This window comes from Hypericibacter terrae (assembly GCF_008728855.1).
Classification (GTDB): domain Bacteria; phylum Pseudomonadota; class Alphaproteobacteria; order Dongiales; family Dongiaceae; genus Hypericibacter; species Hypericibacter terrae.
Map to the genome: position 1 here is coordinate 5,022,980 of NZ_CP042906.1, position 23,480 is coordinate 5,046,459.

Annotated in this window: 27 protein-coding genes and 1 tRNA gene; 19 read left to right on the plus strand and 9 right to left on the minus strand. The window is 66.9% G+C overall.

The window, feature by feature from the left end; genetic code table 11:
• The first annotated feature begins 239 nt into the window (after window positions 1–239).
• The 4 genes from FRZ44_RS22935 to FRZ44_RS22950 all read left to right on the plus strand — a co-directional run bounded on the left by FRZ44_RS22935 (window position 240) and on the right by FRZ44_RS22950 (window position 2,956).
• Window positions 240–1,022 (plus strand): cobalamin-binding protein, encoded by a 783-nt coding sequence (locus tag FRZ44_RS22935; RefSeq protein WP_151179365.1) that lies wholly within the window; start codon window positions 240–242, stop codon window positions 1,020–1,022.
• Between the two features lie 87 nt (window positions 1,023–1,109).
• Complete coding sequence (locus FRZ44_RS22940) at window positions 1,110–1,487, plus strand: hypothetical protein (RefSeq protein ID WP_151179366.1); 378 nt, start codon at window positions 1,110–1,112, stop codon at window positions 1,485–1,487.
• Window positions 1,488–1,674: 187 nt separating this feature from the next.
• Entirely contained in the window at window positions 1,675–2,166 is a 492-nt protein-coding gene (locus FRZ44_RS22945) for a GAF domain-containing protein (RefSeq protein WP_151179367.1), read from the plus strand.
• Between the two features lie 13 nt (window positions 2,167–2,179).
• Window positions 2,180–2,956 (plus strand): hypothetical protein, encoded by a 777-nt coding sequence (locus FRZ44_RS22950; protein WP_151179368.1) that lies wholly within the window; start codon window positions 2,180–2,182, stop codon window positions 2,954–2,956.
• A gap of 42 nt (window positions 2,957–2,998) precedes the next feature.
• Here FRZ44_RS22950 and FRZ44_RS22955 read toward each other — a convergent pair.
• Window positions 2,999–3,085, minus strand: a tRNA-Leu gene (locus FRZ44_RS22955).
• Between the two features lie 163 nt (window positions 3,086–3,248).
• Between FRZ44_RS22955 and FRZ44_RS22960 the strand changes: the two genes are divergently transcribed.
• From FRZ44_RS22960 to FRZ44_RS22990, 7 genes are all read left to right on the plus strand, one after another.
• Window positions 3,249–3,830: a YqaA family protein gene (locus FRZ44_RS22960; protein ID WP_151179369.1), complete on the plus strand. Its 582-nt coding sequence runs from the start codon at window positions 3,249–3,251 to the stop codon at window positions 3,828–3,830.
• A 64-nt stretch (window positions 3,831–3,894) separates the two neighbouring features.
• On the plus strand, window positions 3,895–4,323 hold the full coding sequence (locus FRZ44_RS22965) for an SRPBCC family protein (protein WP_151179370.1): 429 nt from the start codon (window positions 3,895–3,897) through the stop codon (window positions 4,321–4,323).
• 160 nt (window positions 4,324–4,483) lie between these two features.
• A complete protein-coding gene (locus FRZ44_RS22970; protein ID WP_225308408.1) occupies window positions 4,484–4,975 on the plus strand; it encodes a disulfide bond formation protein B in 492 nt (163 codons plus the stop codon).
• Between the two features lie 33 nt (window positions 4,976–5,008).
• The gene (locus FRZ44_RS22975) at window positions 5,009–5,602 is read left to right on the plus strand and encodes a demethoxyubiquinone hydroxylase family protein (protein WP_151179371.1); all 594 of its coding nucleotides are present in this window, start codon (window positions 5,009–5,011) and stop codon (window positions 5,600–5,602) included.
• Window positions 5,603–5,818: 216 nt separating this feature from the next.
• The gene (locus tag FRZ44_RS22980) at window positions 5,819–6,694 is read left to right on the plus strand and encodes a metal ABC transporter solute-binding protein, Zn/Mn family (protein ID WP_151179372.1); all 876 of its coding nucleotides are present in this window, start codon (window positions 5,819–5,821) and stop codon (window positions 6,692–6,694) included.
• Window positions 6,695–6,707: 13 nt separating this feature from the next.
• Window positions 6,708–7,508 (plus strand): metal ABC transporter ATP-binding protein, encoded by an 801-nt coding sequence (locus FRZ44_RS22985; protein ID WP_151179373.1) that lies wholly within the window; start codon window positions 6,708–6,710, stop codon window positions 7,506–7,508.
• On the plus strand, window positions 7,495–8,274 hold the full coding sequence (locus tag FRZ44_RS22990) for a metal ABC transporter permease (RefSeq protein ID WP_151179374.1): 780 nt from the start codon (window positions 7,495–7,497) through the stop codon (window positions 8,272–8,274). Before FRZ44_RS22985 ends, FRZ44_RS22990 begins: the two co-directional genes overlap by 14 nt.
• A 111-nt stretch (window positions 8,275–8,385) precedes the next feature.
• Here the strand turns inward: FRZ44_RS22990 and FRZ44_RS22995 are convergent, their stop codons facing one another.
• From FRZ44_RS22995 to FRZ44_RS23010, 4 genes are all read right to left on the minus strand, one after another.
• A complete protein-coding gene (locus tag FRZ44_RS22995; RefSeq protein WP_151179375.1) occupies window positions 8,386–8,691 on the minus strand; it encodes a twin-arginine translocation signal domain-containing protein in 306 nt (101 codons plus the stop codon).
• Window positions 8,692–8,809: 118 nt separating this feature from the next.
• Window positions 8,810–9,373, minus strand: coding sequence for an HNH endonuclease (locus FRZ44_RS23000; RefSeq protein ID WP_151179376.1), 564 nt, complete (start codon window positions 9,371–9,373; stop codon window positions 8,810–8,812).
• 128 nt (window positions 9,374–9,501) lie between these two features.
• Window positions 9,502–10,185, minus strand: a complete 684-nt coding sequence (locus tag FRZ44_RS23005; RefSeq protein ID WP_151179377.1) for an alpha/beta hydrolase — start codon at window positions 10,183–10,185, stop codon at window positions 9,502–9,504.
• Window positions 10,186–10,469: 284 nt separating this feature from the next.
• Entirely contained in the window at window positions 10,470–11,096 is a 627-nt protein-coding gene (locus FRZ44_RS23010; RefSeq protein ID WP_151179378.1) for a DNA-3-methyladenine glycosylase family protein, read from the minus strand.
• Between the two features lie 125 nt (window positions 11,097–11,221).
• On the opposite strand from FRZ44_RS23010, the gene gluQRS reads away from it, so the two are divergent.
• Window positions 11,222–12,100: a tRNA glutamyl-Q(34) synthetase GluQRS gene (gene gluQRS / locus FRZ44_RS23015; RefSeq protein ID WP_151179379.1), complete on the plus strand. Its 879-nt coding sequence runs from the start codon at window positions 11,222–11,224 to the stop codon at window positions 12,098–12,100.
• A gap of 74 nt (window positions 12,101–12,174) precedes the next feature.
• Window positions 12,175–12,867 (plus strand): TerC family protein, encoded by a 693-nt coding sequence (locus FRZ44_RS23020; RefSeq protein ID WP_151179380.1) that lies wholly within the window; start codon window positions 12,175–12,177, stop codon window positions 12,865–12,867.
• 76 nt (window positions 12,868–12,943) lie between these two features.
• Here the strand turns inward: FRZ44_RS23020 and FRZ44_RS23025 are convergent, their stop codons facing one another.
• Complete coding sequence (locus FRZ44_RS23025; protein WP_151179381.1) at window positions 12,944–13,864, minus strand: DUF4743 domain-containing protein; 921 nt, start codon at window positions 13,862–13,864, stop codon at window positions 12,944–12,946.
• A gap of 91 nt (window positions 13,865–13,955) precedes the next feature.
• The gene (locus tag FRZ44_RS23030) at window positions 13,956–14,318 is read right to left on the minus strand and encodes a hypothetical protein (protein ID WP_191908258.1); all 363 of its coding nucleotides are present in this window, start codon (window positions 14,316–14,318) and stop codon (window positions 13,956–13,958) included.
• A gap of 359 nt (window positions 14,319–14,677) precedes the next feature.
• On the opposite strand from FRZ44_RS23030, the gene FRZ44_RS23035 reads away from it, so the two are divergent.
• The 4 genes from FRZ44_RS23035 to FRZ44_RS23050 all read left to right on the plus strand — a co-directional run bounded on the left by FRZ44_RS23035 (window position 14,678) and on the right by FRZ44_RS23050 (window position 18,950).
• Window positions 14,678–15,382 (plus strand): retropepsin-like aspartic protease family protein, encoded by a 705-nt coding sequence (locus FRZ44_RS23035; RefSeq protein ID WP_151179382.1) that lies wholly within the window; start codon window positions 14,678–14,680, stop codon window positions 15,380–15,382.
• The gene (locus FRZ44_RS23040; protein ID WP_225308409.1) at window positions 15,379–15,972 is read left to right on the plus strand and encodes a CHAP domain-containing protein; all 594 of its coding nucleotides are present in this window, start codon (window positions 15,379–15,381) and stop codon (window positions 15,970–15,972) included. Before FRZ44_RS23035 ends, FRZ44_RS23040 begins: the two co-directional genes overlap by 4 nt.
• Before the next feature lie 302 nt (window positions 15,973–16,274).
• Complete coding sequence (locus FRZ44_RS23045; protein ID WP_151179383.1) at window positions 16,275–16,730, plus strand: (2Fe-2S)-binding protein; 456 nt, start codon at window positions 16,275–16,277, stop codon at window positions 16,728–16,730.
• 3 nt (window positions 16,731–16,733) lie between these two features.
• A complete protein-coding gene (locus FRZ44_RS23050) occupies window positions 16,734–18,950 on the plus strand; it encodes a xanthine dehydrogenase family protein molybdopterin-binding subunit (protein ID WP_151179384.1) in 2,217 nt (738 codons plus the stop codon).
• Between the two features lie 182 nt (window positions 18,951–19,132).
• Here FRZ44_RS23050 and FRZ44_RS23055 read toward each other — a convergent pair whose 3' ends face one another.
• Together FRZ44_RS23055 and FRZ44_RS23060 are read right to left on the minus strand one after the other, a co-directional pair.
• Window positions 19,133–19,543 (minus strand): GFA family protein, encoded by a 411-nt coding sequence (locus FRZ44_RS23055; protein WP_151179385.1) that lies wholly within the window; start codon window positions 19,541–19,543, stop codon window positions 19,133–19,135.
• 13 nt (window positions 19,544–19,556) lie between these two features.
• Entirely contained in the window at window positions 19,557–21,587 is a 2,031-nt protein-coding gene (locus tag FRZ44_RS23060; RefSeq protein ID WP_151179386.1) for a protein meaA, read from the minus strand.
• A 175-nt stretch (window positions 21,588–21,762) separates the two neighbouring features.
• Here FRZ44_RS23060 and FRZ44_RS23065 point away from each other — a divergent pair, with 175 nt between their 5' ends.
• Together FRZ44_RS23065 and FRZ44_RS23070 are read left to right on the plus strand one after the other, a co-directional pair.
• The gene (locus FRZ44_RS23065) at window positions 21,763–22,599 is read left to right on the plus strand and encodes a hypothetical protein (RefSeq protein ID WP_151179387.1); all 837 of its coding nucleotides are present in this window, start codon (window positions 21,763–21,765) and stop codon (window positions 22,597–22,599) included.
• 33 nt (window positions 22,600–22,632) lie between these two features.
• Window positions 22,633–23,475 carry a hypothetical protein gene (locus tag FRZ44_RS23070; protein ID WP_151179388.1) on the plus strand — a complete coding sequence of 281 codons (843 nt, stop codon included), beginning with the start codon at window positions 22,633–22,635 and terminating at the stop codon, window positions 23,473–23,475.
• Window positions 23,476–23,480 lie beyond the last annotated feature (5 nt).

The window sequence follows — 23,480 nt, forward strand, 5'->3', positions numbered from 1 at the left end:
TAATGCCAGAACAGCGCGAGCAGGATGATGATCGGGATCGGCACGCCTAGAAAGAACAGCAACAGAGAACGGCCCATGGTCTGGTTCCTTGAATGGTGATCAGCTTGGCAACGTGAGGCCGGTCGAATCGTTCCGCAGATTCTCGCCGTCTGAGGTTTTACGGGTCGTTTCGAGGCACCCCGCACCGGAGAAAGGGCTTCTGATCGGCTTCAGGCCCGCCAAAGGACAAGCCCACGACCATGTTCCCGCCTGAACGCATCGTCTGCCTGACCGAGGAGACCGTAGAGACGCTCTATCTCCTGGGCGAGCAGGACCGCATCGTCGGCATCTCCGGCTATGTCGTGCGCCCACCCGAGGCCAGGCGCGACAAGCCGCGCGTCTCGGCCTTCACCTCGGCGAGGATCGACAGGATCCTGGCGCTGAAGCCCGACCTGGTACTGACCTTCTCCGACCTCCAGGCCGAGATCGCGGCCGAACTCATCCGGCGCGGCATCGCGGTCCATGGCTTCAACCAGCGCAGCGTCGCCGAAATCCTCGCCATGATGCGCATGCTGGGCGCGATGGTGGGCGCCGGCGACAAGGCCAGCCGGCTGGCCGACGGGCTCGGCGAGCGGCTCGCGGCCATCCGACGCGAAAGCGAGCGCAATTCCTCGCGGCCGCGCGTCTATTTCGAGGAATGGGACGAGCCGATGATCGCGGGCATCGGCTGGGTCTCGGAGTTGATCGGCATCGCGGGCGGCATCGATATCTTCGCCGATCGCGCGCGGGCGGCGGGCGCCAAGGACCGCATCGTCGCCTCGGAGGCGGTCATCGCCGCCAGGCCCGACATCATCCTCGCCTCCTGGTGCGGCAAGAAGGTCTCGATGACGAAGATCCGGGCGCGGCCGGGCTGGGATGCGATCCCCGCGGTCGCCGCAAACCGGATCCACGAGATCAAATCCTCGATAATCCTGCAGCCGGGGCCCGCCGCCCTGACCGACGGCCTCGACGCGATCCTGGCCGCCCTCGAGGGCCATCCCTGACCGGCGGCGGCATCGAAATCACTGCCGCTGGGGGACCCGGTCATAGTAGTCTTGCGGCAGGGGTTGCCTCTCATGCGGGATATCGCGATGTCGGACATTTCCGCCGGCAGCGGCTGGCGTGGCGTCATGCTCGGATTGTGCCTGGCGGGTCTCGCCGTCGTCGGCGCCCGCGCCGACGACGCGGCGATCGATCAACAGAGCCAGCAGATTCAGCAGATCCTCGAGGGACGATGCCTCAAGCAGGGCCTGCTCGGGCAGACGCCGGAGCAGGTGAAGGCCAATTGCGGATGCCTCGCGAAAGTGGGCACGAAACATCTGCAGCCGGCCTGGCGCAAGGCGATGCTCGAGGGCAGCTCCGAGCAGGGCATCGGGCCGCCGATGGACGACCAGGTCCAGTTCCAGATCGACGCGCTTCAGACCTGTCCCGCGATCGCGCCTTACCAGCCGAACGCGTCGGGCCAGTAAGGTTCCGCGTCGGCCAACGGCTACGCCGTGAGGAAATTGACAGAGCCGCTTGATCTTGCGACTGAGCGAGGGTCGATTTGCACACCTGTCGTGAAAGCCGATCGAGAGGAAGGCCGGCCGATTGCACCCTTGCGCAAACCCTGCCTAGGATCGGGATAACGCAGGAAACCGAAGGACGAGAGCCGCCATGTTGCAGACCAGGACGATCGCGCGCAGCAGCAAGCCGGAGTTTTACCGGGATCTCTGCGAGCAGCTGACGGCGCTGCTCGAGGGAGAGCCCGACCGGATCGCCAATGCGGCGAATACGGCCGCCCTGCTGTTCGACGCGATGCCGGATGTCAACTGGGCCGGGTTCTATTTCCTGCAGGGCGACCGCGAGCTCGTGCTCGGGCCCTTCCAGGGCAAGCCGGCCTGCGTGCGCATCGCCGTGGGCAAGGGCGTCTGCGGAACGGCGGTCGCGCGGGCGCAGTCGGTGCTGGTGGAAGACGTCCATGAGTTCCCCGGCCATATCGCCTGCGACGCGGCTTCGCGCTCGGAGCTGGTGGTGCCCTTGTCGAGCAACGGCGTCATCCGCGGCGTGCTCGACATCGACAGCCCGCTGCCGGGGCGTTTCGACGCCGACGACAAGACCGGCGTGGAGCGCATCGCCGCGATCTACATGTCGGCCAGCGCCTGGTGAAGGTGCTTGCCGGATGCATGTAGCGACCCTGCTGGCGAGCGAGATGTTCGAGGTCGAGATCGAGGGCCGCCCGGCTTCGATCGCCGAAGTCCTGCCGGACTGGAACCCCCATGATCGCTTCGGCCTCGTGATCGACGAATCTCTGGGCGGCGTCGGCGCGACCCACCTGCTGCAGATCGCGATCACCTCCTTCTACGACGTCAAGCCCAGCCGGCGCCGGGAGCTCAAGATCTATCCGGAGATCTATGCCTTCCATGTCGGCAAGGGGCATGGCGCCCATGCGCCTTACGATTTCTGGCCGGCGCGGCGCGAGGTCATGCTGTCGACCGACCCTCGCGAGATCCTCGACGCGATCAACGATCGCGGCATCACGCGGCTGGCGGTTCCGGATCGTGCGCCCCGCGACATCCAGCATCGCCCGAAGGAAGAAGATGCGGCGCTCGACCGGGTCGTCTCGGCCTTCGCCTATCACCCTTCCGGACGCGTTACGGATCCGGATATCCGGATCGCGGGCAACGACAAGCGCACCGAATATAATCCGGGCCGCGCCCTGCGGCCGGTCTACGCCGCCACGCCGCGTCCTGCCGCCGCGCCGCCGAAGCGGCTCGTCAAGGAGACCGATCCCTCCTATGTCGACTGGCTGCGCGAACGCGACAACGATGTCACCGAGGAAGAACGCGCGATCGCCGAACGGCGGCGCGAAAGCCTGAAGCATGATGGCCTCGTCACCGAATCCTATCGCCGCATCGCCGTTTCGGAGGCGCTGAAAAGGCTGGGATCGACGGACTGAAGGAGATCGGGAGAAGCCGGCTCCGAGGCCAAATTGGCCGGCTGGTGCCCCCCGTCGGAATCGAACCGACATGCCATTGCTGGCGCGGGATTTTGAGTCCCGTGCGTCTACCAGTTCCGCCAGAGGGGCTTCACCGCTGCCGAACGGCGCGCATCATACCCAGGACGGGCCCCAAGGCAACCTCCACCGCCTCCCCGTGACCATCCCCGGGCGGAATTTCCCTGCCTTGCCGGGGATTTGCGCCCCTGCTACAGGAGCGGTCACCTTTCCTCAGGCCCGGAATCCCCGCCCCATGCTGCGCCGCCTCTATGACTGGACCATGGGGCTTGCCTCGCGGCCCAACGCCCTGCTGGCGCTGGCTGCGGTCTCGTTCGCCGAGAGCTCGTTCTTCCCCATTCCGCCCGACGCCATGATCGTGCCGATGGTGCTGGCGCGGCCCGACCGCGCCTGGCGGATCGCGCTCGTGGCCACGGTCGCCTCGGTCCTGGGCGGCGCCCTCGGCTACGCGATCGGCTATTACCTGTTCGAGACGCTGGGCCAGTCGCTGATCCAACTCTATGGCTATCAGGCCAAGTTCGAGGCCTTCAAGCAGGCCTATAACGAATGGGGCCTGTGGATCATCCTGATCAAGGGGCTGACGCCGATACCCTACAAGCTGGTGACGATCGCCAGCGGGGCCGCCGCCTTCGACTTCCCGATCTTCATGCTGGCCTCGATCGTCACGCGGGGCCTGCGCTTCTTCATCGTCGCGGCGCTGCTGCGCCGCTTCGGCGAGCCGATCCGCGATTTCGTCGAGCGCCGGCTCACGCTGGTCGCCACGGCTTTTCTCCTGGCGGTCGTGGGCGGTTTCCTGATCGTGCGCTATGTCATCTGACGAGAGTCGATTTCGGACGTGGGCCATGACGACGGCCCCCTGACGCCGTTCCGGAGGAGAAATCATGCCCGCCAACGCCAGCCTGACCCTGAAGCGCCGGCTCAAGGCATCGCCCGCCAGGGTCTATCAGGCCTGGACCGACCCGAAGATGATGATCGATTGGTGGTCGCCGGCGGAGTTCGAGACACTTATCACCGAGGCCGATCCGCGCGTGGGCGGCCGCTTCCGCGTCCTCATGCGCGGGCCCGACGGGGTCGAACATGACGTGAGCGGCGTCTATCGCGAGCTGGTTCGCGACGAGAAGCTGGTCTTCAGCTGGGCCTGGAAGACCACCCCCGACGAGGTGTCGCAAGTGACGGTCACGCTCAAGCGCGACGGCGACGGCACGCTCCTGACCTTGACCCACGACCAGTTCGTCGACGTTGCCACGCGCGACAGTCACAGCGGTGGCTGGAGCGGCGCGCTCGACAAGCTCGAGCGTCTCGTCGCCTGAGGGAGAATGTTTTCCACAGCTCGAAAGTGAAAGTGCGGATAGAACGACGCCGCCTTGTCATAAAGCCGCGGCGTTCGGCGCATTCTCGCGGAATCGCCAAAGGATCCTGCGCCCAATTGCCTCTAGGCGGCCGGGACCGGGCCCGCTAGGCTCGCCGCCGATGCTCAGTCTGCGCTCGCTCACCCCGGCCCGTGCCGCCACGCTCGTTCTCCTGGGCGCGCTGCTGCCCCTTCTCGTGGCGCTGGCCTCGCAATATTGGGGCGGCCTCTCGCCCTGCGAGCTCTGCCTCGATCAGCGCTGGGCGCTGGTGGCGGCGGGCATCCTGGCCATCCCTGGAATCTTCCTCGAGACCAAACCGCGCGCGGCGCGGCTGTTTCTCTATCTGGCGGGCGCGGCCGCGCTCGTCGGCGCGGGCATCGCCATCTTCCATGTCGGCGTCGAGCAGCATTGGTGGGAAGGCACATCCGCCTGCACCACCAAGATCAAGGCCGGCATGAGCGCCGCCGATTTCGAGGCGGCGATCCTCGCGGCCCCCGTCGTGCGCTGCGACGACATCGCCTGGTCGCTGTTCGGCATCTCGATGGCGGGCTACAATGTCCTCTATTCGGGCGCGCTCGGCGCCTTCTCCCTCTGGCAGGCCCGCCGTATCTGAACGGCGCGACCTTTGCCTTCGCGAGTCTCGTCCATGAGCATCGATCAACCCGATCGGCCCGGCGACCAGGAAGCGAGCGACGCCTATAGCGAGCCGCGCCGGCAGCGGCTGCCCGGCGATCTCGAGCCCGAGGCGCTGCTCGATCGCATCATCCGCGTCGACCAGGCCGGCGAATATGGCGCCAAGCGAATCTATGAAGGCCAGATGGCGGTGCTGGGGCCCGACCCGCAGCTGAAGCATATGGCCGAGCAGGAGCGCCGCCATCTGCAGCGCTTCGACGAGCTCATGGTCGAGCGCCGCGCGCGTCCCACGCTGTTGCAGCCGCTCTGGCATGTGGCGGGCTTCGCGCTGGGTGCCGCCACCGCCATGCTCGGCCGCGAGGCGGCGATGGCCTGCACCGTCGCGGTCGAGGAAGTGATCGACGAGCATTATCGCCAGCAGCTCGCCAAGCTGCCGCCGGAGGAAGCACCGCTCAAGGCGGATATCGAGAGCTTCCGCCAGGAAGAGCTCGAGCATCGCGCCACCGCCCTGGCGGAGGGAGCCGAGCGCGCGCCCGCCTATCCGGCGCTGACCGCCGCGGTGAAGACCGGCTCGCGCCTCGCGATCTGGCTGGCGGAGCGGATTTAGCACGCGGCATCGGCCAACCCCACCGCTGTCATCCCCGCGAAAGCGGGGACCCATCCTTCAACCGACATCGCTGGATCGCCATGGACCCCCGCTTTTCGCGGGGGTGACGCTGGAGCGCACGGACGTGCGCCCCAGCGTCACTTGACAGACGTTATGATATAACATTACCGTCCTCGCTGCCCGGGGAATTCACGGGGGGCCGAGGAGATCCTGTCGATGAGAAAATTCGCGCTGGCGCTGGCTGCGGCCGTCCTCGCCCTCTTCCCCGCCACGAGCTTCGGCGGCGCTTCGATCAAGGTTGTGGCGGCCGAGAACTTCTATGCCGACATCGCCCAGCAGATCGGCGGGCCCGAGGTCGAGGTCGCCAGCATCCTGAACAATTCGAACCAGGATCCGCACGATTTCGAGGCGAGCCCTTCGACCGCGCGCCAGGTCGCCGATGCCGAGCTGGTCGTCTATAGCGGCGCCGACTACGACCCCTGGATGAAGTCGCTGCTGGCCGCCTCCCCCTCCGATCGCCGCAAGATCATCGTCGCGGCCAACCTGGTCCATCGCGTCTCCGGCGACAATCCGCATATCTGGTACGACCCGCAGACCATGCCGGCGGTGGCGGCGGCCCTGGCGGCCGAGTTCTCGAGCCGCAATCCCGCGCACAAGGCCGACTACGAAGCGCGTCTCGCCGCGTTCGAAACTTCGCTGGATCCGATGCTGCGGAAGATCGCCGAGATGAAGCGGAAACATGCGGGCGACGCGGTCACCGCGACCGAGCCGGTCTATGGCTACATGATCGACGCGCTCGGCTATGACATGCGCAACCAGAGCTTCCAGCTTGCGGTCATGAACGACACCGAGCCCAGCGCCTCCGACCTCGCCGCCTTCCAGGACGATCTGAAGAACCGCAAGGTCAAGGCGCTGATCTACAACAACCAGGTGACCGACGACATGACCGAGCGGCTGAAGGAGCTGGCGCAGCAGGCCGACATCCCCATCGTCGGCGTGACCGAGACCCTGCCGGCCAACATGACCTATCAGAGCTGGATGATGGACGAGCTGACCCGCCTCGATAAGGCGCTGTCCGGACCGGCCTCATGACGCGCTGAACCCCTTGAGCGCAATCCATCTCGATCACGTCACGATCGGGCTCGGCGGACGCAAGATCCTCGCCGATATCAGCCTCTCGATCGGTCAGGGCGAATTCATCGGCTTGCTCGGCCCCAACGGCGCCGGCAAGACGAGCCTGATGCGCGCGCTGCTGGGATTGATTCGTCCGACCCAAGGCACGATCCGCGTATTGGGCGAGCCCGCGCGGCGCGGCAATCCCGCCATCGGCTATCTCCCCCAGATGCATCGCGCCGTCGCGGGCTTGCGGCTCAGCGGCTGGAACTTCGTCGCGAGCGCCGTCGACGGCCATCGCTGGGGCCTGCCTTGGAGCGGCCCTGAGTTGCGGCGCGAAGTGGACTGGGCCTTGGATGCGGTGGGAGCCGCCGATCTCGCGCGGCGCGCGCTCGCCGACCTTTCCGGCGGCGAGCGCCAGCGCCTGCTGCTGGCGCAATGCCTCCTCGGCCGGCCGCGCCTGCTGCTGCTCGACGAACCCCTGATCAGTCTCGATCCGCATCACCAGCAGCATGTGCTGGAGCTGGTGCGCAAGCTGCAGCGCGAGCTCGACATCACCGTCCTCTTCAGCGCGCATGAGATCAACCCGCTTCTGGATGTGATCGACCGCGTGCTCTATCTGGGCCAGGGCCATGCGGCGCTGGGCAGCGTGGAGAAGGTCATCACCGGCCCGGTCCTGTCGCGGCTCTACGGATCGGAGATCGAGGTGATCCGCCTCGGCAGCCGGATCTTCGTCATGGCCAACGGCCACGACCTCGAACATGCGGAGCATCGGCACGATGCTCACCTATGATTTCATGCGCAACGCCTTCGCCGCGAGCGGCATCGTCGCGCTCGTGGCGGGGACCGTGGGCTATTTCCTGGTGCTGCGCGGCCAGACCTTCGCCGGCCATGCGCTGTCGCATGTGGGTTTCGCAGGCGCCACCGGCGCCATCCTGATCGGCATCCCTGCCCTCTGGGGCATGGTCGGATTCACCATCGCCGCCGGGCTTGCCATGGGCATGCTGGGCGAGCGCCTGAGCGGGCGCGACGTCGCCATTGGCATCGTGCTCTCGTTGTCGATGGGCCTGGGGCTCCTGTTCCTCCATTACTACACCGCCTTCGCCACGCAGGTGACGAACCTGCTGTTCGGCAATGTGCTGGGCGTCAGCCACGATACGCTCTGGGATCTGCTGGTGCTGGGGCTGATCAGCCTCGCCGCCCTGGCCGCGATCGCGCGGCCGCTGCTCTTCGCCAGCCTGCAGCCCGACATGGCCGAGGCCAAGGGCGTCTCGCTGCAACTGGTGTCGCTGCTCTTCCTCGGCATCGTGGCCCTCACCGTCGCCGCCAGCACCCAGATCGTGGGCGTGCTGCTGGTCTTCTCGCTGATGGTGGGTCCGGCCGCGGCGGCGATGCGGCTGACGGTGCGGCTCAGGACCGGCGTGGCGCTGGCGGCCCTGCTGGCGCTGGCCGAGGCCTGGGGCGGCGTCGCGCTCGCCTATTACAGCGACTGGCCGGTCAGTTTCTGCATCACCGCCCTCAGCGCCGCGGTCTATTTCGCGTCGCTGCTGCGGCGTTAAAGCGAGAGCCGGCGGCCCGATCCAGGATCGCGCCGCTCAGGAGCAATCCGAACACGGTGATTAGGGCCGAAAGCGCGTGGCCCATCAGTCCGGAAGCGAACGGAGCGCAACTCAGGCGTCGGCGGTGACGGTGATGCTGCAGCCGCAGAGCGGACAGACCACGACCTGCTGCGCGTCGGTCGGCTTGAGGCCGCCGGCGATCTCGCTCTTCAGCAGGGCCCGCGTATCGGCGATGAGTTGCAGATGATCGATGCCCGGGGCCGCGGTCGGCTGACAGGCCAGCCCATAGGCCTTCGAGACCGGCGCCGTCATCGGCTCGATCGTGAAGGCCCGCGCGGCACGGCCCCCGAGGCCGAGGGCCACGCTGCCCAGCGCCACACCGGTCAGAAGCTGGCGGCGCGTCAATGTCGTTTTCATCGGCTGCACGGCTCCATCCCCGAACGGCGCCCCGAGTCCAGCGTTGCGATCACTCGGCCGCAAAGCCGGCGGAGATTAATAAGCCGCCATCCGAGACGCCATGCCCGCGAACCGGCGCTCAGGCCGGTTCCAGCTCGCTGTCCCAGTAGAGGAAGTCGCGCCAGCTATGGTGCAAATAATTGGGCGGGAAAGCCCGCCCATTTTCCTGCAGCTCGAAGGTGGTCGGCTGGTAGGGTCTGGTCACGGGGAACATGTCCGCCTGGTTCGGCAGGCGGTTCCCTTTCAGCAAATTGCAGTGCTGGCAGGCGGCGACGACATTGTCCCAGGTCGTGCGGCCGCCGCGCGAGCGCGGGATCACATGGTCGAAGGTCAGGTCGTGGGCCGCCTGATGCTGGCCGCAATATTGGCAGCTGAAACGGTCGCGCAGGAACACGTTGAACCGCGTGAAGGCGGGCCGGCGCGCGAGAGGGATGAATTCCTTGAGCGAGATGACGCTCGGCAGCCGCATCTCGAAGCTCGGGCTGCGCACCACCTGCTCATATTCGGAGATGATGTTGACGCGGTCGAGGAACACGGCCTTGACCGTTTCCTGCCAGGGCCAAAGCGACAACGGGAAGTAACTCAACGGCCTGAAGTCGGCGTTGAGAACCAGGGCCGGGCAACTGTCAGGCGATGCGAACACCGAACCACCTTTGATCAGGCGCGCTTCAGGGAGGCGCCTACCACAAGATGTAAGGGAGCAACGCAAAAAACTCAAGATGTAGCGTGGCTTGGGGCCTCAGCCTGTCATCCCGCTGTCATCCGGATGACCTAAGCCTTTGCCGCGGCAGGCTGTCCCGAAAGGACCCGGGTGAGGAATGCGCCGCCCCTGGCCAATCCCTCCGGGTCGATCGCATGGGGCAGGCCCGGGCGCCGCTCGGTCTCGACCGGGACCTTGAGCGCGGTCAGGGCCGCGGCCGCCGCGGCCATGGAGGCGAAGGGCACCACCGGATCGCCGTCGCCATGGATCAGCAGCACCGGGGGCCGCGACCGGATTTCGCGGCCGAGCTGCTCCGGCCCGATCAGGCGGCCGGAATAACCGACGATGCCGCCGATCGCCGTCTCGCGCCGCGGCGCCACATGCAGCGCCATCATCGTGCCTTGCGAGAATCCGACCAGCGCCATCCGGTCCGCCGCCACGGAAAAATGGGCCAGGGCCACATCGAGGAAACGATCGAGGATGCCGGCCGCTTCCTGCACGCCCGCATAGATCTCGGCCTGGTCGCGGCCTTCGAACCCGAACCATTGCCGCCCATAGGGCGACGCCTCGCAAGGGAACGGCGCATGGGGCGACACGAAGGCCGCGTCCGGCAGCTGCCGCGCCCAATGCGGCGCCAGATCGATCAGGTCGTTGCCGTCGGCGCCATAACCATGCAGCAGCACCACGAGCTGTCGCGGCGCGCCACCGGAAACCGGCGCGACGACCGGACCGTCGAGATCCACGGGATTGTTCATGACGGGCGATGCTCCCTTGCGGTCCATGCGGAGCCGCCTTGGTAGCGCAATCGCGCGCCGCGGACCAGCGAGGGTGTGCGAAAGCCCCTCCCCCTACCCCCTAAGTTAATATGATCGCTTCGCTCTACTTCAAAGCTTCGAGCGAGATCTACGCCAACCACGCCCCCTCCCCTTGCGGGAGGGGGTAGGGGGAGGGGTTGTTTCAGGATGAAGTTGTTTCAGGATGAACCTGTGACAGCGCTCCTGGTCTGGCTCGAAGCTTAGAACCAGAGCGCAGCGATCAATCAAAGAGGCGCCTTACGGTAATAATGCCAGAGGAACCGCGCGGCGACGGAGCGCCAGGGACGCCAGGGCTCGGCCAGTTCGAGCAGGTCGCGCGGCCGGGGCCGGGCCTTGAGCCGCTTCAGCCGCTGGGCCGCGACCAGGAGGGCCAGATCGCCCGCCGGCATGATGTCGGGCCGGCCCAGCGCGAACAGCAGATAGACCTCCGCGGTCCAGGGCCCGATGCCGTCGACGGCGGTGAGGGCCGCCAGCGCCTCGTCATCCTCCATCGTCTCCAGCGCCTCCAGGTCGAGCGTCTTGCGCTTGACCGCCTCGGCGAGGGAGCGGGCGAACCGCATCTTCTGCCGGCTCAACCCGACCTGGGCCATGTCATGGTCGGTCAGCCGCAGCAGCCGCCCGGGCGTGGGCTCCACCAGCCGGGCCTCGAGCCGGTCCCAGATGGCCCGGGCCGAGGCGACCGAGAGCTGCTGGCCCATAATGATGCGCAGCAACCCGGCAAAGCCCGCCTCGGACGAGCGCGAGGGGGGCGGGCCGATTTCGAGCAGGCTGCGGGCCAGGTCGGTGTCGGCGGAGGCCAGATGGGCCAGCGCGGTTTTGAGCTTTCGCCCCTTGATCTCGAATCCCGTCATCCCGACTTATAACCCCGTGCCGAGCGTGGTTTAGTGGGGGCTAGTCCAGCGCGCGCCTGACCCCCCAATGGATTGCGCCATCCTCTACGCTTCCAGGTCTTCCCGGAACAAGCGCATCCCCCTGCATGTCCGATTCGGAAACGGTCACCCGCTTCGCCCCCAGCCCCACCGGACGGCTGCATCTGGGCCATGCCTTTTCCGCGCTGACCGCCTACGCCGCGGCATGCCGGGCCAAGGGCCGGTTCCTGCTGCGGATCGAGGATATCGACCAGGGCCGCTGCCGGCCCGAGTTCGAGCAGGCGATTTATGACGATCTGGCCTGGCTGGGGCTCGACTGGAAGCGGCCGGTGCGCCGGCAGTCCGAGCATTTCGACTCCTATCGCGAGGCCCTCGACCGGCTCCGGGACATGGGGCTGGTCTATCCCTGCTTCTGCACGCGGAAAGATATCGCGGCCGAGATCGCCGCGGCCGGCAGCGCCCCGCACGGCCCCGACGGGCCGCTCTATCCCGGCACCTGCCGCCATCTGTCGGCAGCCGAATGTCAGCAGCGCCTGGCGAGCGGTGCCCCCTTCGCCTTGCGGCTCGATGCGGCGACTGCGGCGGCGAAAGCCGGACCGCTGCGCTGGGTCGAGCAGGGCAAGGGCGAGATCGCAGTCGACGCCCTCCTCCATGGCGATGTCGTGATCGCGCGCAAGGATGTTCCGACCAGCTACCACCTCGCGGTCACGCTCGACGATGCGGTCCAGGGCGTGACCCTCGTCACGCGCGGCGAGGACCTGCTGCCGGCCACCCATATCCATCGCCTGCTGCAGGCGGTGCTGGGCCTGCCGGTGCCCGAATATCGCCACCACAAGCTCCTGACCGATGCGACCGGCAAGCGCCTCGCGAAACGCGATGGCGCCGAAGGCCTCGCCAGCCTGCGCCAGAAGGGCGCCGACCCCGCCGCGATCCGCGCCCGGCTCGGTTTCGGCGACCTGGCTGTCGCCGCTCCAACGCTTACTTAACCCGCCATCCCGCAGACTCCGGAGATCGCCATGCGCCCCGCCTCGACCCCCGCCCCGTTCCGGATGGCTCCCTGATGGATTTCACGATCACGCTCTCCGAGGTCACCGCCTTCCTCCAGGTCATCATGGTCGACCTGGTGCTGGCGGGCGACAACGCCATCGTCGTCGGCGTGGTCGCGGCCTCGCTGCCCAGGGAGCAACGTGCGCGCGTGATCTTCCTCGGCATCGCGGCGGCGACCGTGATGCGCGTCGGCTTCGCGGTCATCACGACGCAGCTGCTGCAGATCATCGGCCTGACGCTCGCGGGCGGGCTTCTGCTGCTCTGGGTCTGCTGGAAGCTCTGGCGCGAGGTCGAGGCCCAGCGCAAGGAGCGCAAGGCGGAGGCAGCCCTCGCCGCCGCTGCCGCCGCCGGTGGAACCGTGACAATCGAGCATGCGCACGGCCACGGACATGGGCTCAACAAGCCGCCGCCCAAGACCATGGGCCAGGCGGTGATGCAGATCGTGCTCGCCGATCTGTCGATGTCGCTGGACAATGTGCTCGCGGTCGCCGGCATCGCGCGCGACCATGCCTGGGTGCTGGTGTTCGGCCTGGTGCTGTCGGTCGCGCTGATGGGCGCCGCCGCGACCCTCATCGCCAACTTCCTGCGCCGCTGGCCCTGGCTCGTCTATATCGGACTCGCCATCATCCTCTATGTCGCCTGCCACATGATCTTCGACGGCACGATGAAGGTCTATGACGCGGCGCAGTTATCGGCGCTGTTCTAGCAATCGACGAGTCTGTAGCCCCCTCCCCCTACCCCCTCCCGCTCGCCGGCTTCGCCGTCGGAGGAGGGGGCGAGATCTATAAAAATCTCGCCCCCTCCCCTTGCGGGAGGGGGTAGGGGGAGGGGCCTTCGCTACGCGCGAGGAAGTGATCCCGTATCCGCATGTTCAGCACGATCTCCGGATAGGTCGGGTCCTCCGGCGCGACGAAGCCGTGGCGCACGAGGAAGTCGATGATCACCATCGCGACGTTGAACTTGAACTCCTCGGTCGTCGCCAGGACCTCGATCACGCGCTCGATCGGCCAGAGATAGAATTCCTCGATCTCGCCATCGGTGTTCACCGGCGTGAAATCCTCCGCCAGCGCGATGTCGTAGCAGAACAGCACGTCGTTGCGGATGCCCTCGTGGTTCTGGATCAGATAAGAGGTGAATCCGACGGGCCGCGACTGGCGCGCGAGGTCTGCGCTCATCGCCGCTTCCTCCGCGCATTCCTTGATCAGGTTTTCCATCAGCGACAGCCCGATCGGCTGGCCGCCGGCGACGATGTGATCGAGCTTCAGGGGACCCGTCGCCTTGTTCCGCGAACGCCGTCCGATCCACATCTTCATGTCGCGGCCCTGCCCGACATAGCCGTTGAGATGGACGCCATAGGCCAGGGTCCCGAAGGACGGCACGGCCGAGCGTTCCAGCCCCAGGAGCGGCTTGTCGTAGAAGGATTTTGCGACCGGATAGCGCTCGTTGCGGAATTTAGGGAGGCCGCCTTCGCGGGCGAGCGCGTCGACGACGCCGGCGAGCGCCTCGCTGCGGCGCTCATAGCTGTCGAAGCGATCCTTGAGCCGGACCGCATCGGCGCCGGCCTCGAACACCGCCGGGAACTTCGCCAGGCGCTCCGCGAAGGCCGGCAGGATCCAGCCCAGCCGCTGGCCCTCGATCACGAAGGGCCGAAGCGTCGAGAGATCGGGTCGGCGGAACAGGCGGATGCGATCGACCAGGCTCATGCGCGCGTCTCCAGCAGCGAGATTCCTTCGATCATACATCGAAGGCCCCGACCGCGAAGCGGCGAGCGTGCGCCCCGTCCCCAGAGAGCGATCAGGCGCTGCGCTCGAAGCGCCGTTGCTCGTCCGTGACGCAGGTCAGCACGCTGGCGACGAAGACGAGCTGGCGCAGCGAGCGCGCGATATGTTCCGCCTCGTCCGGGGTCAGCCCGGTGACCTGGAGATCGATCAGCAGCTCTTCGCGCTCGGGCTCGGTCACGACCGCATGGCAGCGGCTCGGGACGAGATCGCGCTTGGCGAAGAGTCCCAGCACGCGCGGCAGCAGGCCGGGATCGGAAGCGGCCTGGACCGAAAAGCAATAGGTGGGACCGGCCCCGGTCGCCCTGTCGGCGACAGGTCGCGCGCTCGGGCGCGGGGCGGTGGTTCGGTGGCTAGGCGATGAGGGAGAGGACGGCATGGCAATGAGACTCCGGGCGGACGGGAAGAATGGCAGGCGCGACGACGACCGAACGCCCAACGGGCGCCCGGAGGCTAATTCGCGCGGCCATAATTCGCCCGCTGATGGGGAGCTCATTGCTCATGGAGACGAGGCTATCGGCCGGAGCCCCGCCCCGTCAATGCAAACCGACTGAAAAGCCAGTCCGCGCGAGGCGTTAGGGCCGATCGGGTGGTTTCATTGCGGGAAATGGCCGCAACAGGAACGATTGCTTTCGCAAGCCCCGGCGATTCATAGTCCCGCCCAGCGATTCGTGGTTAAGGCCGGCCACGGGGGAAACGATCGCGGCACCCGCCGATGGCCCGCGAGACGGAGAGGGGATGCGCCGATTCTGGCTGCTTTATCTGGTCGGCGCCGTCGGGGTGGCGCTTCTGGTCTTCGGCCTCTCGCAACGCTTTCCCGGTGCACTGGCGCAGCAGAACAACCTGCCCCTGCTGGCCAGCATGCTGGGCTGGCTGGCGCTGGTCGGCGCCGGCGGCGTCGCGATGGTCCGCCAGAAGCCGCGCAAGGCGATCCTGCAGATGGGCGCCTGGGTTGCCATCATTTTGCTTCTGGTGTTGGGCTACAGCTTCCAGCCTGAATTCTCCGCCATGATGACAGTCGTGAAAGCCAGGCTGACCGGCGCGCTCATTCCCGGCCAGGCGCAGGAACAGCAGGACGGCAGCGTCGTCTTCGCCCGGGCCAATGACGGTCATTTCCATGTGGAGGCGCTGGTCGACGGCATCCGCATCAACTTCCTGGTGGATACCGGTGCCTCGGGGATCATGCTGTCGCCCGCCGACGCGCGCCGGCTGGGTTTCGACCCCGCCCGGCTCGATTACAGCATCGGCACCTCGACCGCGAACGGCAACGGACGCGCCGCCAGGGTCAGCCTGAGCTCGATCGCGATCGGCCCGATCCAGCGCGCCGCGATGACGGCCCTGGTCAATCAGGCGGATATGGACGGCTCGCTGCTCGGCATGACCTTCCTCAACAGCCTGGGCAGCTTCACCGTGGAAGGCGACAAGCTGGTGTTGCACCAATGACCCGCGCCCGCGACCCCAAGGGCATGGTGCTCATGACCTTCACGGGCGTGATGCTGCTGGGATCGTTCCTGGCGGCCTGCGAGCCGAAGCCCGCACCCGTCACCGTGTCGACCACGCCGACACCGACGATCTCGGCGCCCGTCTCCGCCCATTTCCAGCCTCCGGCACCGCCGCCCGACAGCGCGCGGATGCAATGCGTCACCTATGCCCGCGCGGTCACCGGCCTCGATCTCAAGGGCGATGCCTGGAGCTGGTGGGAGGCGGCCGGCGGGCGCTATGGGCGCGGCGCCGAGCCCTCGGTTTATTCGGTGCTGGTGCTGTCGCAGGGCGTGCGGCTCTCCCGCGGCCATGTCGCCGTGGTGCGCGAGGTGCTGGATTCCCGGCGCATCCGGGTCGATCACGCCAACTGGAACAACGACCGGCGCATCGTGAAGGACATGATGGTGGTCGATGTCTCGGCCGCCAACGACTGGAGCGAGGTCAAGTTCTGGAACGAGAAGGCCAACAGCTGGGGCAACGTCTATCTCGCCTACGGATTCATCTATCCCCCCGGCACGGAACCCGACCGATCGGCGGCTCTGGCGCCCTGAATTCGCGCCGGTCGGCATCTGCCGCCATCGCTTGATTTCCGGTTGGTAACGAACCCAGCGGAAATATTCTCGATCCGATCGGCACCCGCGCGTCACATCGACCCTTGCCGATCGTCGATGGGGTGCTTATGTCAGCGAAAACCCGTCTTCGTCCGGCCCGCGCAGGGATGGCCGGGCGTTTCAAATGAAACCAAGCGATGTTTGATTGTCGCCGCTCCGATCCGGTTCAATGAATCCGATGGATCGCGGCGTCGCGTGGAACCTCCTTGGTTCCCCGCCCTTTATCTCGAGGGAGAGCCTGAATGATCACACTCAAGGTCAATGGCGAGACGCATAGCGTCGACGTCGACCCGCAGACGCCCCTGTTGTGGGTGCTGCGCGACACGGTCGGCCTGACCGGAACCAAGTATGGCTGCGGCATCGCCGCCTGCGGCGCCTGCACGGTCCATCTCGACGGCCAGGCGACGCGTTCCTGCTCGGTCGCGGTCGCCGATGTCGGCAACAGCGCCATCACCACCATCGAGGCGATCCAGGGCAAGACCGCCCAGGCGGTGCAGACGGCCTGGCAGAACCTCGACGTGGTCCAGTGCGGCTACTGCCAGTCGGGCCAGATCATGGCCGCGACAGCCTTGCTGACGGAGAATGCGCGGCCGACCGATGCGGATATCGACGCCGCCATGACCAATATCTGTCGCTGCGCCACCTATCAACGCATCAGGGCCGCCATCCATGAAGCGGCCCGGCAGATGGAGATCTGAACCATGCTGCCCTTCGATCGCTTCGCACTCCGCCCGCACCGGGCTCCCGCCGCCTTCGCTCCCACCAGCCGTCGCGGCTTCCTCAAGGCCGGCGCGCTCACCGGCGCCGGCCTCGTCATCGGCGCGCTGCTCCCCGGCGGGCGCATCACCGCGGCCCATGCGGCCGACGCCGACAGCCCCTTCGAGGGCTATATCGTCATCAATCCCGACAACAGCGTGACCGTGCTCTCGGCGCATTTCGAGATGGGCCAGGGCTCCTATACCGGTATTGCGACGCTGGTGGCCGAAGAGCTCGATGCCGACTGGTCGCAGATGCGGGTCGAGGGCGCCGCCGGCAATCCCAAGCTCTACGGCAATCTGGCGCTCGGCGGCACATTCCAGGTGACCGGCGGATCGACCGCCATGGCGAGCTCGTGGGACCGTTATCGCAAGGCCGGCGCCATGGCGCGGGCCATGCTGGTCGCGGCGGCGGCACAGAGCTGGAACGTCCCGGCCGGCGAGATCAAGGTTGAGAAGGGCGTGCTCTCGCATAACGGCGGGCAGCAGGCCAATTTCGGCGCCATGGCCGAGAAGGCGGCGACGATGACCCCGCCGGGCGATGTCGGGTTCAAGGACGCCAAGGATTGGCGGCTGATCGGCGACGAGACGCTGCATCGGATCGACCATGTGTCGAAGACCAACGGCAGCGCGCAGTTCCCGCTCGATGTGAAGCTGGACGGCATGCTCTATGCGGTCGTGGCCCATCCGCCTTTGTTCGGCGCCACCGTGAAGACTTTCGATGCGACGGCGTCCAAGGCGGTCAAAGGCGTGGTCGATGTGGTGCAGATCCCGCGCGGCGTCGCCGTGGTGGCGGACAGCACCTGGTCGGCGATGAAGGGCCGCGAGGCCCTCGCGGTCGAATGGGACAACAGCCAGGCCGAGACCCGCGGCAGCGCCGAGATCATGGCCGACTACAAGAAGCTCGCCGAAGGCACCGACGCGAAAGTCGCGCGTTCGGATGGCGACACGGCCAAGGCGCTGACCGAGGCGACGAAAGTGATCGAGGCCGCCTACGAGTTCCCCTATCTCGCCCATGCGGCGATGGAGCCGCTCGATGCGGTCGCCTGGAAACATGACGATGTGATCGAGGTCTGGGGCGGCCATCAGATGCCCGACACCTATCAGGCGATCACCGCCCAGATCGCGGAGCTGCCGCCGGAGAAGGTCAAGCTGCATGTGATGATGTCGGGCGGCAGCTTCGGCCGGCGCGCGGTCGCCGATGGCGACGTGGTGGCCGAGGCGGTCTCGACCGCCAAGGCGATCGGCTGGAAGGCGCCGGTGAAGCTGGTCTGGACCCGCGAGGACGACATGACCGGCGGGCGCTACCGGCCGATGTATTATCACACGATGAAGGCGGGGCTGGACGCGCAGGGCAAGCTCGTCGCCTGGCAGCATCGCATCGTCGGCCAGTCGATCCTGGGCGACACGCCGTTCAACGCCTGGGTCAAGGACGGGATCGATCCGACCTCGGTCGAGGGCGCGGCCAACCTGCCCTACGCCATTCCCAATCTGACGGTCGATCTGGTGACCGCCAAGGCCGGCGTGCCGGTGCTGTGGTGGCGCTCGGTAGGGAGCACCCACACGGCTTATTCGTCGGAGGTCTTCATCGACGAGCTGGCGCATGAGGCGGGCAAGGATCCGATCGAGTTCCGCCTCGACCTGCTCGAGGCGCATCCGCGCCATCGCGCCGTGCTGGAGAAGGTGCGGGACGCTTCGGGCTGGGGCAACGAGCTCGGCAACGGCAAAGGCCGCGGCGTGGCGGTGGCCGAGTCCTTCGGCAGCTTCGTCGCGCAAGTGGCCGAGATCAGCATCCAGAACGGGACGATCAAGGTCGAGCGCGTGGTCTGCGCCGTCGATTGCGGCACCGCCATCAACCCCGACGTGATCAAGGCGCAGATGGAGGGCGGCATTGGCTTCGGCCTCGGCGCCATCCTCAAGGGCGAGATCACGCTCGAGGGCGGCAAGGTGCAGCAGACCAACTTCGACGGCTACGAGGTGCTGCATATGGAAGAGATGCCGCAGATCGACGTGCATATCATCGCCTCGACCGAGAAGCCCACCGGCGTGGGCGAACCCGGCGTCCCGCCGATCGGCCCCGCCATCGCCAACGCGGTCTTCTCCGTCACCGGCAAACGCATCCGCGTGCTGCCGGTGAGCAGGACGGACCTGAGCGCGACGTGACGAGAAGGCCGTTCCGCCTCTCCCCACACGGTGGGGAGAGGCACCTCGTCACGACGTCTTCTCGTCATCCCCGCGGATGCGGGGATCCATCCTGATCCAGCGACGCAAGCTTGACGTTGGGTCCCCGCTTTCGCGGGGATGACGATGGGGGGAGCGCTGCATGGGGGGAGATGAAAGAGAAGTCAAAACGCCGGATTGTTCTCCGGATGGCTCTCGAGCGTCATCGCGAGCTTCACCCAGGGGAGCTTCACCGAGGCCCAGCCCTCGGCGGTCGGCGTGAAGCGTTCGGGTTCGTCGAGGCTGCCGATCGAGACGCCGACGAGATCTGGAGTGGGACCACCGACCATCGCCATCTGCGACCCGCAGTTGCCGCAGAAACAGCGCGTCGAGTCTTTCGAGGATCGATAGGCTGCGGGCTTGCCCTGGGTCCAGTGGAAGCCGGCATAAGGCACGGCGATCCAGGCGATGAAGGGCGCGCCGGCGCTCTTGCGGCACATGGCGCAATGGCAGATGTCGGCGAGCGCCGGCTCCTGCTCGATGCGATAGCGCACCGCACCGCAGAGACAGCCGCCTTCCGCCGGACGAAATGCCATGAGCTCCGTTCCTTCAGGCCGCTTCCTTGAAGACGCGGTCCACCAGCTCGACGATGTCGGCCATGATCGCGTTCAGGTCGTAATGCTTGGGCGTATAGACGCGCGCCACGCCCGCGGCCTTGAGCTTGGCCTCGTCCTCGGGCGGAATGATGCCGCCGACCACGACCGGCAGCTCGCCGAGGCCCAGCGCCTTGAGGCGCGCCATCACCTCGCCGACCAGCGCGACATGGCCGCCCGACAGGATCGACAGGCCGACCACATGCACGCCCTCTTCGAGCGCGGCATTGGCGATCTGAGCCGGCGTCAGGCGGATGCCCTCATAAACCACCTCGAACCCCGCATCGCGCGCCCGCACCGCGATCTGCTCGGCGCCGTTCGAATGGCCGTCGAGGCCGGGCTTGCCGACCAGCATCTTGAGACGGCGGCCCAGCCGTGACGACACCTGCTCGACGCGGCCGCGCACCTGTTTCAGCGCCTCGCCGCCCGCGGCACTGACCGCACGGCCGACGCCCGTCGGCGCCCGGTACTCGCCATAGACCTCGCGCAGCGCCTGGCCCCATTCGCCGGTGGTGACGCCGGCATGGGCGCAGGCGATCGAGGGCTCCATCACGTTGCGGCCTTCCTTGGCCGCGCGCTTGAGCTCCTCGAGGGCCGCTTGCGCTTTCTTCCCGTCGCGCGCGGCGCGCCAGGCCTGGAGCCGTTCGATCTGTTCCGTCTCGGCGCTGTCCTCGACCGCGAGGAATCCGGCGCCGTCGCCCGCCACCAGCGGCGAGGGCGCGCTGTCGGCGAAGCGGTTGACGCCGACCACGGTCTGCTCGCCCGCCTCGATCGCGGCCAGGCGGCGGCTGTTCGATTCCACCAGCCGCTGCTTCATGTAGCTCGCTTCCACCGCGGCGATGGCGCCGCCGAGCGCGTCGATGCGCGCGAGCTCGGCCAGGGCCTCGGCTTTCAGCGCCTCGACCTTGGCGTCGATCACCGGCGAGCCGTCGAAGATGTCGCCGAACTCGAGGATGTCGGTCTCGTAGGCCACGATCTGCTGCAGCCGGATCGACCATTGCTGGTCCCAGGGGCGCGGCAGGCCCAGGGCCTCGTTCCAGGCCGGCAGCTGCACCGCGCGGGCGCGCGCCTTCTTCGACAGCACCACCGCCAGCATCTCGATCAGGATCCGATAGACATTGTTCTCGGGCTGCTGCTCGGTCAGGCCCAGCGAATTGACCTGCACGCCGTAGCGGAAGCGCCGGAACTTCTCGTCGGTCACGCCATAGCGCGTCCGCGTGATCTCGTCCCAGAGATCCACGAAGGCCCGCATCTTGCAGATCTCCGTGATCATGCGGATGCCGGCGTTGACGAAGAAGGAGACGCGGCCGACCACCTGCGGAAACTCCGCGGCCGGCACTTGCCCCGAGGCCTTCACCGCGTCCAGCACCGCGATCGCAGTCGCCAGCGCGAAGGCCAGCTCCTGCACCGGCGTCGCCCCGGCCTCCTGCAGATGGTAGGAGCAGACATTGGTCGGATTCCATTTCGGCACGTCGCGATAGGCGAAGGAAATCACGTCGGTGGCGAGCTTCAGGCTCGGCGCCGGCGGATAGATATAGGTGCCGCGCGAGAGATATTCCTTGATGATGTCGTTCTGCACCGTGCCCTGGAGCGACGCGCGCGGCAGGTTCTGGGTTTCGGCCAGCGCGATATAGAGCGCCAGCAGCCAGGGTGCCGTCGCATTGATCGTCATGGAGGTGTTCATGCGATCGAGCGGCAGTCCGTCGAAGAGCGTGCGCATGTCGCCCAGATGGCCGACCGGCACGCCGACCTTGCCGACCTCGCCCTTGGCCAGCGGATGGTCGCCGTCATAACCGGTCTGGGTCGGCAGATCGAAGGCGACCGAGAGTCCCGTCTGGCCGCGCGCCAGGTTCTGGCGATAGAGCGCGTTCGAGGCCGCGGCCGAGCTATGGCCGGAATAGGTGCGGATCAGCCAGGGCTCCTCGCGGGCGTTCTTTGCGCCGCCGCCCTTGCCGCCCCTGCCCTTCCCCGCCTCGCCTTTGCTCATGGTCCGTCCGGCCCCGTTCTCACCCCGGCAAAGACCTTAGAGCCAGTCGATTGTGCAGTGCAATAGAACCCTGGACCGGTGCGGAAAGAGCCGGCATCCGGACCGAGCGATTGTCGCGAAAGAAGGTTAAGCTGTTTCTTGCCAAGGTTGTGGGGTCAATCGGGGGAAATCGATCATGTCGGTCCAGGTCGAAGCCGTTCCGCGGGCGAAGCTGCCTGTCTTCGAAACGATCATGGAGGGATTGGAAACATTGCGCTCGAACTGGGCGATCATTGCGCTGCAGGTTCTCACCCTTCTCAGCCTGGCCGCCGCACTCGATCTCCTGCCAGCCCTGGCCTTTGGCATGAGCAGCTTCATGTGGCTTCAAACAGCCTCCGCGGACGCGCCAGTCGCCATACGGATCATTGTCTGGATGCTGCGGGTCGCGATCATGCTGTTTCTTTCGTTCAGTCTCATGTTCGGCATCGCGCGGGCTGCACTGTGGGAGGTGCGACCTTCGATGACCAGCCTGCTCAGCCGTGGCCCGAGGCACATGCAGGAGATCTGCGCGTCGCTCGTGATCCTTTTTGGCGCCGGTATGACTCATGGCCTCATTGTGGCATTGCCCGGTTCAGACTGGTCCTTGGCCTCCTGGGGTAGCCTGATCGCGAATCCTCTCAGGGCCGCCTTTGTGATAGCCGTGGCCCAATGGCTTCTCCTGGCCATTCCGGCCGTCGCCATCAACAGCAACATTTTCACGATCCCGCGGCTGGCCGAGGGCAATGCCCTTCGCCTCATCGCGTTGACTCTGTGCTACTCCGTTGCGATGTTCGGAATCTTCGCTCCCATGAGGTGGCTCGCGACGCTGGCCAGCGGGGAATCGCCGGAGGCCGCGGCAGTTTCCCATCTCGTCGACCTGATTGCCGCGATGACGTCTTTGACTTTCTTCTCTGCCATCGGCGCCGCGGCCTATCGGCGCCTGATCGCCATGAAGCCGAACTCGGAGTCGGCGGCATCAACCGACCAGGTATGAATGCGCCGACGTGACTGCCGCCGGAGGGCTTGTTTGAACAGCGACGCCAGTTCTGCCCCAGCATCGAAACTGCCCGTCCTCAGAACGATCGAAGAAGGTCTCGCCGCCCTGCGCCCGGTCTGGCGGCGGGTCGCTTCGCAACTCTTCCTGTTTCTGCTGGTCGAAATCGTGGCCGGCATCCTTGCGGTCGCGATCTCGGGAAACGCCGAACATTTCCTGCTCGGCAGGGATCGCTCGGAATCCAGCAGTTTCACTTACGCCCTCATCCTGATTGCCAACGGGCTGGTCGCCCTCGTCATCTACATCAATCTCTCGCTGGGAACGACGAGGCTGGTGCTGGCCGAGGAGCCGCCCACCCTGGCCGGGCTGTTCCGCTGGGACCGCCGGCAATGGCGGTTGCTCGGCAATCTTCTCCTGGTCGGCCTGGCGGCGGCCATGCCCGCGGTCGTCGGCGCTTTCATGACGCCGTCGCTGGGGCCGCTTCTCGCCACGCCCCTGGCCGTGGTCGCGGTTCAGGCGATCTACGGTCTCTGCTGGGTCTGGGCGGCCGGGTGGCTGCAGCTGCTGCCCTCGATCGTGGCGAGCGACGGCAAGGGCAGCGCCCTCGACCTCGCCTGGAAAGTCTCGGCTGGCAACCGCCTGCGGCTGATGGGGCTGGCGATCTGCGCCTTCGCCGCCCACCTGCTGCTCACCGGAACGGGAATGCTCGCGTCCAGCGTCCTCGCGGTCGAACTGCTGCCGATCCGCATCGCCGGCCATCTGCTGGGCACGCTCGCCGGCAGCGCGATCTATGTCGTCTTCGCGGCCAGCGCCGCCGTCGCCTATCGGCGGCTGACAGGCCCTGGCGCGCCGGGCGACATACTAGGCGCCCCATAGGTCAC